The sequence below is a fragment of the Pseudoalteromonas sp. OF5H-5 genome, from assembly GCF_021530695.1.
Classification (GTDB): Bacteria; Pseudomonadota; Gammaproteobacteria; order Enterobacterales; family Alteromonadaceae; genus Pseudoalteromonas.
Genome location: NZ_JAKGBF010000003.1, coordinates 351,245 through 364,511, shown reverse-complemented (window position 1 = coordinate 364,511; position 13,267 = coordinate 351,245). Strand labels below are relative to the sequence as shown.

Here is a 13,267-nt window from a genome sequence, read left to right as displayed (position 1 = left end):
GATTGTCGATGTTCCACTAAACCTTAACATGAGAGCAACAATGAGGAATGGTTATGCCTGCTACACATTCTATAAATAAAGATAACGAATTTGCGCGTTGCTTTGAATGCAACAAAGTTCCAACCTTGGCACCGTTTCACTGGCTTGCATTAGCATTTAAAGATATTGCGAATGCACCATTACTTAGCCTAGTGTATGGACTTATTTTTACCCTAATACCTGCGTTTATCATGTGGTTAGTGTACCAATCGGGTACCCACTTGGTAATTCTGCCTGCCGCTGTCGCCTTTGCGCTTATTGGACCTGCTTTCGCAGCTGGCTTGTATGATGTTGCGTGGGAGTTGGAAAAGGGCCATAAACCAACGTTAACGCATAGTCTTAAATCAATGTTTCGTAATCCCGCTGGCGAGTGGGGTTTTGCGGTGTTACTGATGGTCATTATGATTGTTTGGATGCGCTTAGCGGCGCTTATCCATGCATTATATCCAAATGTTCCGAATCCTACGTTTGAACAGCTTTCGGCATTTTTAGCACTCGGCTCGATAGTGGGAGGCATTTTATTGGTGTGTGTATTTGCAATCTCAGCGTTTACGCCACAAATAATGATGGAGCGCCGAGTGGATATTATGACTGCGGTAATAAGCTCAATGCATGCTGTGAAAGAAAATGTCGGCGCTATGGTGGTATGGTGTGGGATCTTAGTGTTCTTGGTGATGCTTGGGTTTGCAACTGGAACGGCTGGGTTTATCGTTATTATGCCGCTGCTAGCGTACGCAAGTTGGCATGGCTATATCGCTGTAATTAAAACAAAAGTGCCACGCCACTACGAATAACTAAACACCCTCTATGAATAAACAACCGTAGCATCAATGAGCATTGTTGGTACTGCGGTTGACTTCTTATTTGAACCTGTTATATGTGCTGCAACAACGACCTAATGAACAGTCAATGTCTTTCGAAAACGAAGTTAGAGATCAAGAAAGTCTTTTGATTTATAAGGATTTTTATTTTTAATTTGTCGTTTTTACTCATTTTAAGCCAATCGTATTTTGAGTGTTTCGCAATATATAAAGCGCAATAGGGAAGATTTTTCTGGGTCGCATGATTATGCATATAAGAGGGGATAGCGATGTCTGAGAGCAAAAAACAATTCCATAAAAAACTTGAGCACTGTTTATGCCCACCGGGAGATGGTGTGTTTACAGTAAACACAGCGAAAGAAAGAAAAGACGCGCTAAGACAAAAGCTATATGGACAAACAGAAGGAGTCGATACTTTATGGAAAGCGTCACTGGAGAAATTGGGCGAAAGTGAACATAAAGCGGCAATTCTTGGGATCAGTTCAGATTGTGGCGGTGGTATTTTACGCGGCGCCAACTGGGGCCCGTTATTTTTGCGTTCGACATTAATAGAGCAACAGCCGCAAACGAGCGCGTTTGACCTTGGCGATGTGCGTGTTATTCCACATTTACTACACGACAAATATTTAAACGAGAGCACGATCAGTAACTGTCAAAAGGCACTTTATGCTGACCCTGAGAGCGAATATTACGTGTCACCATTATCTATTACAGAAGATGTGTGCGATGGCTTTTACGAAAATTACCCAAATAAAGGTGTGTTCGGTATTGGTGGTGACCACTCAATCAGCTACCCGTTAACAAAAGCGTATCTTAAAGCAAAGCGTGCTCGTGGTGTAAAAACAGCGATTATCCATTTTGATGCTCACACGGATTTACTTGTTGAGCGCTTAGGTATCGATTTATGCTTCGGCTCTTGGTGTACGCATATCCTAGAGTTTTTACCTGCACCCCATCACTTAGTGCAATTTGGGATCCGCTCTAGTGGCAAACCCAAACCTCATTGGGAGTCTACATTCGGCGTTAAGCAGCATTGGGCTCATGAGATCAGAGAACGTGGTGCACAAGTGATAGTTGATGAGGTTATTGCGCAGTTAAAGGCTGATGATGTTGAAGAGCTTTATGTCAGCTTCGATATTGACGCACTTGATGAAGAGTTTGCTTCTGCAACGGGCACTCCAGAGGCAGGCGGTATGACTCCAGACGAAGCGATGTTAATTCTACAAGCTCTGCGTGGTGAGTTTAAAATCACAGGTGCAGACATGATGGAAATAGCCCCATTTACCGACAGCTCTCTTGTTGGACAAACGAGCTCAGAAACCACGCTTAAAGAAGGCGCTAAGCTGAGTGCGTTTTTAATTGATGCTATCAACAATAGCTAAAGCAACTAAATAACTAAACAGCACTGTGATAGGCGGAGGCATCTTTGTCTATCACTCATTCACTTCAATAAGTTACCCATCTGTTGTGGTTCACCCGCATTCACAAGCAGCTATTCTATCTCTTTAAAAATTGCTCAACCTTTAAGTTAAGACTATATTATTCAAGTAGCTATGGGGAGAGTTTCATGAAGGGTGCATACTCTTTTGGTCTTTGTATTTTACTGATGAGTTTCAGTGCGCTTGCCTATACGCTAAATATTGTCACTGAGAACTTTCCTGACTTCCAATACCTTAATGAAAAAGGGGAGCTAATTGGGCGTTCAGCGGATAAAGTTAGGGCAGTGCTTGATGACTCTGGCGTTGATTACACCATCAACGTACTTTCATGGCCTGCAGCCTATAATGCCGCATTAAGAAAAGAAGATACCTGTGTGTTTTCAACAGCCAGAAATACCATTCGCGAAAATGAGTTTACTTGGGTATTTCCCATTGATACGTTTACCACCTCTTTTTATGCGCTACGTGAAAGCAAAATCAAGCTGAATAAATTAGAAGATGCGCAAGCCTATCGAACAGCGGTGATCCGAGACAATTTTAGCCACCAATTTTTAATGGAACATGGTTTTCAAGAAGGAAAGCAGCTAATCCTGATTAATTCTTTTGATAAGGTTTTTGAGCTACTCAAGACGCGCAAAGACTTTGTTGATTTGGTGATATTAAGCGATGCCCAGTTTAGGTTTCGAAGTGCAAAAGAGCAAACGGCTCAATTACTTGAGCCGGTATATACATTAGATCAGTTTAATACGTCTCTTTATCTAGCCTGTAATAAAAATGTTCCCAAGCATATTCTTGATAAGCTTCAGGAGACTTACAACGTGCTTTATGTAGCCAAATAAACTTAGAGAAAACGGGTTATTTTTTTATATCAGGCCACTGAAAGCCGTGGAAGGTATCTAGATACAGTTGCTCCACTTTGCTTCTTGCCCAAGGTGTGCGACGCAAAAACTTGAGACTAGATTTAACGCTTGGATTATCTTTGAAGCAGTTGATATCTACGGCGGCTGCCATTTCTTTCCAGCCTAGCTGCTGTTCAAGTTTTACAATAATTTCTTCTAACTTGATACCGTGAAGGGGGTTATTTGCTTGGGTTGTCATCTTCTACTTCTATATAACTTTAGATATTACGCCTAGTTTACCCTAATTTTATCCGAAATTTCAGGTCTAATTGGTGCCCCAGACGCGTCAGCCTTTACCCACACAAGTTTGCCATTGTCTTCGTTGTACTTTTTCGTTGCACAGACAAACAGCATGTCAAACTGTAGCAATAGTGCGCCTTCGCTATATGACTTTCCTTCATACCAACAGACTTGCTTTGGTATTTCTCCATATAACCTCAAATCAGCGGGCGTTGTAGCCAAAACAGGCAGTGAGATCAAATTAACAGTGATTAAACAAATTAAAAACTTCATCAAATTTGGTTTTTTGAACTAGAGTGTTAAATGACTATAGAAGAATAAGGAAAAATGACAATGGCATTAGACCAAAAAATGTTGGATGAGTTGACCTTACTAGCTAGATTTCCAAGACATAGTTTGCATCAGGGGATAAAAATTCATAGCAGTGCGCCTGAAGGTATACAAGGTGCCGCGATGCGGCTATTTGAAAAAGGGGTCATTGACAGCCCCGATGGGGGTTATTTGACTGATCTTGGTCACGACCTTATTGGCCATTTTGATCATGTCTATAGCGCGTTGAAATAACAAACGTTCGTTTGATTGAAAGAGTGATATGCTTAGCATGTCACTCTTTTTAATTGGCCTATTGTTTACTAGCCTTATTGTGCGTCTAATTGATTTTCAGGCGCCGCATCAGAAAACGCATCAAGCGTATTACAATATTCGTACACTCGACTGATCTTAGGAAATTCAGTCATATCTACTTTAAAGCGCAGGGCATTAAACACTTGTGGTACTAAACAAACATCCGCAAGTGTGGGCTCCGTGCCAAAGCAAAATTGACCGTCGCCTATCATAGGCTCGAGCTTTTTAAAGCCTTCGATAACCCAATGGCGATACCACTCATTTTTTTGCTCATCAGATGCACCTAGCTCACTTGAGAGATATTTAAGTACACGCAAGTTATCGATAGGGTGGATATCACAGGCGATGGCGTAGCAAAAGTTTCTTACCTGCGCTTTTTGCCAAGGATCTTGTGGTAGCAATGCTTGGCCTGTTTGGGTTTCTTCTAGCCACTCTAATATCGCTAAAGATTGTGCAAGAACGCCATGCTCAGTTTCAAGCGCCGGTAGCAATCCTTGACCATTTTTACTTAAATATGCCTCGCCGTTTTGCTCCGATTTAAGCAAGTTTACAGGGACTAATTCATGCTCTAATCCTTTAAGATTTAAAGCAATACGCACACGGTAGGCTGCAGATGAGCGAAAATAAGTATAGAGTTTCAACATAATCTTTATGCTCCTTTAAAGTACTTTTTAATGCCTTTCCAGCAATCAGCATAGTTAGGCTGACGTGCTTTGCCTTCTAAAGCATACTTAGTTGGAGAGATAATGTAACGTGACTCAAACATAAACGCGAGTGTGTTTTCATAGCGCTGTGGTGCAAGCTCTGCGTTGCTCGCCTTTTCAAATACATCAGCTTCTGGCCCATGAGGAGACATACAGTTGTGTAGACTCATGCCGCCTGGCACAAAACCATGTTCTTTGGCGTCGTATACCCCTTCAATTAAGCCCATAAACTCACTCATGATATTACGGTGATAATAAGGCGGACGGAATGTATTTTCTGCCACCATCCAGCGCGGTGGGAAGATCACAAAGTCTACGTTTGCAACACCAGGTGTGCCTGATGGAGAAGTCAGTACAGTAAAGATTGACGGATCTGGATGATCAAAGCTTACGGTGTTCATTACGTTAAATCGTGCTAAATCATATTTGTATGGGGCGCTATTACCTGTCCATGCAACCACATCAAGTGGTGAGTGGCCAATCTCACAGCGGAACAAATTACCATTAAACTTTGCAACGAGTTCAAAATCGCCTTCTTTGTCCTCAAAGGCGGCAACCGGGTATTGAAAGTCACGTTCGTTGGTATAGCCATTTGCACCAACAGGGCCTCGCTCAGGCAATATATAAGGGTGTCCGTAGTTTTCACAAATATAACCACGCACCGTATCGCTTAAAAGCTCTACACTGAATTTGATACCTCGAGGGATAACGGCAATCTCACCTGGTTTAATTGCGAGTTTTCCGCACTCTGTGTGTAAAATGAGTTCGCCTTGCTGTGGGACGAATAACAGCTCGCCATCCGCATTATAGAAGTAGCGACCTTCCATTGATGCGTTAGCAACATACACATGAATACCAATCCCGCTTTGGCCATTGGCACTGCCGTTAGCTGCCATCGTTACTAAGCCATCGATAAAGTCTGTTTTTTCGTGTGGTATATCGATAGGGTTCCAGCGCAACATGGAAGGGGGGGTAACGGCTTCAGTTATTGGTGCCGTGCGTAATAGGCCATTATCCATCGCTTCATATTCACCTTGTAAAACAGAAGGGCGAATACGGTAGAACCAATTTCTACGATTATCAGCACGAGGCGCTGTAAAAGCGGTGGTGTTATATTGCTCCGCATAAAGGTCGTATTTTACTTTTTGCGGTGAAAACTGACCAATAGGCAAAGCGCCCGGCAGTGCTTCACTTTCAAATTGATTACCAAATCCAGTTAAATATTGAAGTTCTTGGCTCATGTGTCTCGACTCCTTTGTGTTTTATAGTAAGATACTCTCATGTGAGAGTATTTTCAATGTTTGTCATCTAGTCGCTCTGTAAAGTAATAGTGACAGTTGGGAGTGTGAAATAATGTCTAAAAATAATGGAAAGCTGCTGAATATAAACGATTTTTTGCCGTATCAGCTCGTTTCACTGTCAACAAAAGTGAGCAATGACTTTGCGCACGTCTACGAACAAAAGGGGGAATTAACGCAGCCACAATGGCGAGTATTATCTCACGCAATACAGACGGAGGGGCTTACTGCAAAGCACATATGCGAATTGGCAAGCATGGATAAATCAACCGTCTCAAGAGCAATTAAGCAGTTACAAGACAGAGAGTTGATCGAGATGTTAGTGAGTCCAAGTGATAAACGTGCAAAAACTATTGCGGTGACAGAGCAAGGAAGAGTGCTTTATCAAGCATTAACGCCGCTTGCATTGGCATGGGAAGCTGAGTTACTTAGTTGTTTTAGCGATGAGCAGAAAGAAAATTTTATTGGGCTGTTAATGACGCTTCAAAATAGACTAGCAAACTGTGATACCAGCAATGCTGATTAATGAAAAAAGACCAACGATCGTTGGCCTTTGGGAGATTATCTAATTACGTGTTAGATATTAGAATGTGTAACGAATACCAATTTTAGCTTGCCATGCTGACGCGCCTTTATCGATAGTCGAGTAATTGCGAACATCAGCACCGTTGTAGCGTGGCTCGATGATTAGCTTGCCATCGTCATCTAAACCGCCGAAGTCATAAACGGCTTGGTCAGAGTAACTTAGCTTCTTCTCTACACCCCAGTCACTATTAAGTAGGTTAGCGAAGTTTTCGATCATAAAGTAAAGTTCGCCTTTATGCTCTTTATAGAAACCTGGGATTTCTTGTTTAAAGCTAACATCCATAGTGGTAACCCAAGGCTGAGTTCCCGTATTGCGGTCTAATAGTTGTCCACGCTCAGTTATGCCTGCACGGTTAAGCAAGGCTTCTAGCTGATTCCAAGATAAATCTGACTGTTCCCAGTTTACATTCGCATCATCAGGACCTGATGGGATGTACGCTAGGTATGCAGATGTACCTGCAAAGTCACGGGTATCTCCCAAGTCATAATCATTGTATGAACCCATTGTGTAGCTAAATGGACGGCCAGATCTACGTTCAAAGAACACGTTAAACTTCGACGCATAACCGTCAAAGAATTCAGTAGTGTAGCGCAAGTTAATCTTGAAGCTATGTTCTACTTCGTAGTGACCACGACCTACTAGGTCAACATTACGGCTGTGCGTAGTTGCGTGTTTGTAGTTACCATCTGCTTGAGAAGCACTACCAGGTGATACATCTTCAACATCTTGATTCGTGTAACTTGCAGAAACGTAAAGACCGTTATCCCACTCTTTAGCAATTGCGGTGCTTAAAATAATAGAACGTGCGTCTTCATCAGCATTGGTCATCATGATGTCATAGTTATCTCTAAGCTCACCAGAGTACTTGTTATCATAGATGATTCGACCAGTTGCAGAGCGCACGATGTTACCGTTTTCATCAAGCTTTGGCGTAATAGAAGTGTTATGCCATACCGCTTCGTCTTGCTTGTTGTGGTAAGCAAGTTCAGCTGTCCACTTGAAGCCGTCACCTAGCAGTTCAGAATCAAATTCGTATTCAAACCCAACCTGTGCACGAATGCTTGATGGTAGCTTGAAGTTAGGATCCGTATAAGCTGTGCTGCCAGCACCTTGCTGTAAAGAATCTTGAATTTGCTGAGGCACGCGAGTGAAATCAACTTGATCTACGCCTGCAAAGTAATTATTGATAGCGTCTTGTGTCGCATCAACTTGCGTTAAGCCGTCTTTTTGGAATGGGTTGTTAAACCAAACATTTGGAATACCGCCGTGGAAGCGACCAACACCACCATTAATTGTTAATGACTCAGTAGCATAGTATTTAAAGCCAATACGAGGTAGAACGATATCAGCACCATCCAAGTTTTCCTGGTTCGTATAACCATAAGTTTCTTGGAAAGCAGTATTTAATGTAGGCTTGTCACTTGAAGATAAACGCTCATAACGAAGGCCCGCCGTCACTTCAAGGTCATCTGTTAGATAAAACTTATCTTCAACGTAAAGCGCAAGTTGCTCACGCGTTGCATCATAAGCTAAGTCATTGACATCATTAGTATAAGCATTGGCGTAAGAAAATTGGTAGTCATCGTATCTATTTAAAAATAATTTCTTATTTTCAAAGTCTTCAATGCTACCAAACGTCCAACTACCCATCGAACCTTCGCCAAATAGGTTGTAAAGACGTTTGCTCTCATATTGACCACCAAAGTTAATCTCATGGTCGCCCATTAGATAAGTTGCATCAAGTGTAAACGCAAATGTTTCGGTTTCTGATTCATTGGCATGACGATAGATGTTACGGCCAAATTGGAAACCAGCACCACGACCATCGTTTAAGTAAACTTCAATAGTACCTAAATCTGAGTTGGTTACACTGTCATTGGTTACATTTTTATACGCAAGGCCTATCTCTGTAGAGAATTCATCTGACCAGTCTGAGTATAACTTGGCGGCAAAGTTATCGAACTTAGTCGTATAAGTATAACGACTTGAAGCCATAGATATAGTTTCACCACCTGTAGCGAATTCTTTCTCATCCTCTTCATCCTGCCATTGGTAAGTAAAGTCAGCACGATGTAGATCGGAAATGTTCCAGCTAAGCTTAATTAGGACACTATCACTAGTATCTTCAGGGTCACCACCGAATTCATCTTCGATACCATATACATTATTTAGTACAGAAATAAAGCGGTTATAGTCAGATTCACTAACGTCAAACTCATTTGCGGTGCCAGAACCATCAAAACCGTAGTCCAAGTCCATCTCTTGTTTCCAAGAGTTATAGTTAACAAAGTAGAATAACTTGTCTTTGATAATCGCGCCACCGGTACTAAAGCCTAAACGCTTTTCGGTAATGATAGGATCTGTGCTTGCCACTTCGAAAGTCTTGTGACCATCTTCATCAAGAATATTTGAGCCAGCACGGTGGATTACATTACCATCAGCGTCTTTAACATCTTCTTTATATTTGGCGTCGGAAATATTATCTAACTTACCTGCAAGGCTTGGTGTACTTGTCTCATAGAAGCCTGTGAAAGTATATTCATTAGAGCCGGACTTAGTAACCGCATTGATTGTACCACCACCAAAGTTACCTTTTTTAGCAGAAAAAGGTGATGTATCAACTGAGATCTGCTCAATTGCATCAAGTGCCACAGGTGGTTGTGCTGTTGGGTAACCGCCAAAGTTGAGGCCAAAGTCATCATTTTGGCCGATACCGTCAACGGTTAAGCCATTCGTTCTCGGGTTATTACCCGCAATCGTGAGTTCACCATTTCCATTGATGCTGGCAAGCGGATTTAAGCGCGCAATGTCTTTGATGTCATTATTGAAACTAGGTGCATTTTCAATGGTATCAGCACCAAATACGCTGCTTGAACCACCAGCTTGTTGTACCAGTTTATAGCCTGTAACTTCAATTTTTTCGATTTGCTGTAATGGTTGAAGTTGATTATTGATACGGTGAGTGTCGCCTAACTCAAGATAGATATTGTCAAGTTGGGCATCTGAATATTTGTCAGAGTCAAGTACTACTCTGTAAGGTCCGCCAACGCGAAGACCTTTTGCGATGAAAGCACCAGATTCATTAGTAGTGAATGTGCTTATAGTACCAGTTGGTTCGTGAATAACTGTAACTTTAACATTTGCAGCTGCTTCACCGGTTGGGGTGGTGATCTTACCGCGCATTGCAGACGATGTATCTGCAGCGTATGCGCTGACTGATACCCCAAGAGCTAATGCAAGTGCGCCGGCCACTCTAGTTAAGCGAACGTTTTTCATTGTTTCATTTCCCGTGTAAGTAGATTATGAGAGTCAGATTTTTAGATGTGTTTAAACAGCATCTAGTACTCCTGTTCTCTAACTATGTTGATTAATTTATAAAGCACAATCATCTGCTGGTTTACGACGTAGCACGGCTAGCTTCTATAGAAGGTAGCCGTGTCGTAAAAGTGATAAATTCAACCAAGACTTATCATCTAGAAGTTATATTTAACGCCAAAACGGATTTCATATAACGATGGTTTAATTTCAAAGTCAGTGCCTGAAGGGTTGTTGAACTTCTCAAACACATATTGACCGTTGTCATTAATAGATGCTGTCACTGCGTTTTGCATTGAGGTACCACGCTCTAAAGTGCCCCAGTCATCGTTAAGTAGATTGCCAACATTCTTTATTACGAAGAATGCAGAACCTTTATGTCCATCAGCAAAGCCGCCAAACTCTTGTTCAACTTTTAAATCGAAAGTAACAAACCATTCGCCGTCTTGCGAATTACGGTCTTGGATCTGCCCACGTGTTAGGCCTTCCTGAGCGACCCATTTGTCGAATGCCTTTTTATCAAATGGAATTACTTCGCCAGTTACTTTGTCTTCAAATGAGCCATATTCAACACGAGCGTCATCAGCTGTTGGTACATAAAGCAAATCACGCTTCTCATCAGCGTAACCAAACATACCCGTGTTATCAAACGTGTATGAATAAGGGTTTGTCATACTTGCCTGTCCGAATAGGCTAAAGCGAGTTTCTAAGCCATCAAATAGTTCAGTTTTATACGATAGAGACATTGTTGCGCGATGTGGTACTTCGTAATCTGAAGTCGCGACTTCTGGGTTTTGCGGATCCGCAGTTGCTATTCTGTGATAGTTCGAAAACGCGACAGAGCTACCCATTGGATGCACATCTTTTGCAACAGTGTATGCATAAGAAAGTGCTAAATCTATACCATTATCAAATGACTTGTTCATGCCGAAAGATAGAACATGGCTATAACCATCATCACCGGACACATTGGTTAGCATTAAGTCTGATTCGCGAGAATGAAGATTATCGTTGTAAATTGGACGGCCATCGGGTGCAGTTTCATCAGATGCCAATGTGATATTCTTGATAACTGCTGAATCTTGTTTATCTGTGTATAAGTAGTCAACACTGAATACATAATCAGATTCAGTAACATAAGTTGCACCTAGTGAAAGCTTCCACTCTGAAGGAATTTCAAAATCAGGGTCAGTTACGTTAGTACTATCATCAGCTCCACCCGCAGAGATAGTATCGTATAATTCTTTAGGAATATCGAAACCAGCTTTACCGTCGCCAACGAACGCAATTGCATTTGGGCCTAGCAACTGGAGGTTTTTCTTGTCTGTTTGGATGTTACGAATACCATCGTTTGAATAGCTGTTTGAGATCCATACATTTGGGTTACCACCAGAGTAAAGGCCTATACCACCACGCAATTCTAGCTGGTCATTGTAAGTCCAGTTAACACCTAAACGCGGTTGTAATAGGTCAACGCCATCCAGATTTTGTTGGTTTGAAAAACCAAAGCGCTGTTCAAAGTTTGGATTATAAGCTGGTACGTCATCACTGGTATACCAGTCATAACGAACGCCTGCCGTGATTGTCATATCGTAATCGATAAAGTCGAACTTATCTTGGAAGTACAACGTATTTAGTGCGTACTTAAATTCACCAGCTGCATCTTCAGGATTATGTGATGAAGCATTGCCATAGTAAACGCGCGCAATGCCATTACTGAGATCTTCAATGCTGCTAAAGCGATATTCACCTTCGTTGTGTTGCACGAACATATTGAATACGTCGAGTTCTTCACGTTCATATCCAAAATATAGCTCATGCTCATCAAGGTAATAGGTACCTGCAAGTTTCAGAGAAAGGTTATCGTACTTTAATTTGTTTGCTTGACGAGAGTCGTCCGGACCTAAGTAAACAGTGACATCATCAACATTTACTTGAAACTCGCCAAAACCAGATGCTTGATCTAGTGATAATTGACTGTTATCAAGCTCTGAATAACCAATACGGACTTCGGTCGAAAACACATCGCTCCAATCCGAATAGATTGAAGTAACAAAAGAGTTGAGCTCTGCGCCACGTTCATAGAAGTGGTTCGATAAAGATAGCCTGTCAGAACCAGAATCAGATTGAGACAAAGAAAAGCCATCGTTATAGTTATATACGAAGCTTGCACGATGATCGTCGTTGATGTTCCAGTCTAGTTTTACTAATAGTTTTTCATCTTCTACAGGCATACTTGGGATCATACCGCCTGCATCATAACCATATTTTTCTTGCGTTATTGCAGTAATACGGTCAATGCTCGCCTGACTGATTTTTCCATTTGCAAATGGTGTGTATTCGAAGATCTCTGATCCTTCCAACTTTTCATAGCTGGTAAATAGGAACAGAGAGTCTTTAATCAGCGGTAGGCCAACGTTAAAACCGTAGCGTTTCTCGTCATAATCGCCGATATTTTGCTTTTGACCATCAATTTTATCACCAGATAGCGAATCACTGGTATAGTCAAAAAATAGACCGCCCGTTAATGTATTTGTACCTGATTTTGTTACGGCATTGATGTTACACGAAGTAAAGCCACCGTATTGAACATCGAATGGGGCAAGTTCTACAGCAACTTGATCAATAGAATCAAAAGAAAAAGGCATCCGCTCAGTTGGGTAACCATTGCTATTTAAGCCAAAGTTATCGTTCATTCGCATACCATCAACAGTTAAGCTGTTGAACCGAGGGTTACCTCCCGCACATAAAATAGCGCCTGAACTGCTTTCGTCTACGTAGATTCGAGGGTCAGTACGTACAATATCTTTCAAATCGCGGTTAATTGCAGGCTTATTTTGTAATTCAGCCAGAGAAAAGTGAGATGCGGGGCCTGTTCCACCAGACTGTGCAGTTAAAGGACGGCCAGTTACCACTATTTGCTCAATGTCTTGTAGTGATTGCAGTTGAACTGAAACTGGGTATGTTTTACCTAAAGATAAATAAACATCATCAACTCTAGTATCTTCAAATTTATCAGAGTCAATTATAATTTGGTATGGGCCACCAACGCGAAGGCCTTTTGCAGAGAATACACCGCTTTCATTCACTGTGGCTGTTTTTACGGAGCCTGAAGGGGTATGAATAATTGTTATTTTTGTACCAGCAGCAGGATTACCCATAGGACCTACTACTTGACCTTTTAAGCTAGAAGCTGTGTCGTTTGCGTGTGCAAAGCCGCTTGCAGCTAAACTTGCTGCAATAGCAAGAGACAGCGAAGTTTTGCGTAAAAGAGTATTCATTTTGTTGTTTCCCGTATATTT

Annotated in this window: 11 protein-coding genes; 5 read left to right on the top strand and 6 right to left on the bottom strand. The window is 41.7% G+C overall.

What is annotated here, in order from left to right; genetic code table 11:
- Positions 1–53 precede the first annotated feature (53 nt).
- The 3 genes from L1271_RS06450 to L1271_RS06440 all read left to right on the top strand — a co-directional run bounded on the left by L1271_RS06450 (position 54) and on the right by L1271_RS06440 (position 3,138).
- Positions 54–833, top strand: coding sequence for a DUF2189 domain-containing protein (locus L1271_RS06450; protein ID WP_010605331.1), 780 nt, complete (start codon positions 54–56; stop codon positions 831–833).
- A 296-nt stretch (positions 834–1,129) separates the two neighbouring features.
- Positions 1,130–2,242, top strand: a complete 1,113-nt coding sequence (locus L1271_RS06445) for an arginase family protein (protein ID WP_235367383.1) — start codon at positions 1,130–1,132, stop codon at positions 2,240–2,242.
- A gap of 185 nt (positions 2,243–2,427) precedes the next feature.
- Entirely contained in the window at positions 2,428–3,138 is a 711-nt protein-coding gene (locus L1271_RS06440) for a transporter substrate-binding domain-containing protein (protein ID WP_235367382.1), read from the top strand.
- Between the two features lie 16 nt (positions 3,139–3,154).
- On the opposite strand, the gene L1271_RS06435 is transcribed toward L1271_RS06440, so the two are convergent.
- Positions 3,155–3,397 (bottom strand): VF530 family DNA-binding protein, encoded by a 243-nt coding sequence (locus tag L1271_RS06435; RefSeq protein ID WP_235367381.1) that lies wholly within the window; start codon positions 3,395–3,397, stop codon positions 3,155–3,157.
- Between the two features lie 32 nt (positions 3,398–3,429).
- Positions 3,430–3,711 carry a DUF1496 domain-containing protein gene (locus tag L1271_RS06430; protein ID WP_010605335.1) on the bottom strand — a complete coding sequence of 94 codons (282 nt, stop codon included), beginning with the start codon at positions 3,709–3,711 and terminating at the stop codon, positions 3,430–3,432.
- 60 nt (positions 3,712–3,771) lie between these two features.
- Here L1271_RS06430 and L1271_RS06425 point away from each other — a divergent pair, with 60 nt between their 5' ends.
- Positions 3,772–4,002, top strand: a complete 231-nt coding sequence (locus tag L1271_RS06425; RefSeq protein WP_235367380.1) for a TIGR02647 family protein — start codon at positions 3,772–3,774, stop codon at positions 4,000–4,002.
- A gap of 74 nt (positions 4,003–4,076) precedes the next feature.
- Here the strand turns inward: L1271_RS06425 and maiA are convergent, their stop codons facing one another.
- Both maiA and hmgA read right to left on the bottom strand, forming a co-directional pair.
- A complete protein-coding gene (gene maiA / locus L1271_RS06420; protein WP_235367421.1) occupies positions 4,077–4,703 on the bottom strand; it encodes a maleylacetoacetate isomerase in 627 nt (208 codons plus the stop codon).
- Between the two features lie 8 nt (positions 4,704–4,711).
- Positions 4,712–6,007 carry a homogentisate 1,2-dioxygenase gene (gene hmgA / locus L1271_RS06415; protein ID WP_235367379.1) on the bottom strand — a complete coding sequence of 432 codons (1,296 nt, stop codon included), beginning with the start codon at positions 6,005–6,007 and terminating at the stop codon, positions 4,712–4,714.
- 112 nt (positions 6,008–6,119) lie between these two features.
- Here hmgA and L1271_RS06410 point away from each other — a divergent pair, with 112 nt between their 5' ends.
- Positions 6,120–6,590 carry a MarR family winged helix-turn-helix transcriptional regulator gene (locus L1271_RS06410; RefSeq protein ID WP_235367378.1) on the top strand — a complete coding sequence of 157 codons (471 nt, stop codon included), beginning with the start codon at positions 6,120–6,122 and terminating at the stop codon, positions 6,588–6,590.
- 57 nt (positions 6,591–6,647) lie between these two features.
- On the opposite strand, the gene L1271_RS06405 is transcribed toward L1271_RS06410, so the two are convergent.
- Both L1271_RS06405 and L1271_RS06400 read right to left on the bottom strand, forming a co-directional pair.
- Positions 6,648–9,926: a TonB-dependent receptor gene (locus tag L1271_RS06405; RefSeq protein ID WP_010605339.1), complete on the bottom strand. Its 3,279-nt coding sequence runs from the start codon at positions 9,924–9,926 to the stop codon at positions 6,648–6,650.
- Between the two features lie 197 nt (positions 9,927–10,123).
- Positions 10,124–13,246, bottom strand: coding sequence for a TonB-dependent receptor (locus tag L1271_RS06400; RefSeq protein WP_206471941.1), 3,123 nt, complete (start codon positions 13,244–13,246; stop codon positions 10,124–10,126).
- Positions 13,247–13,267: the final 21 nt, after the last annotated feature.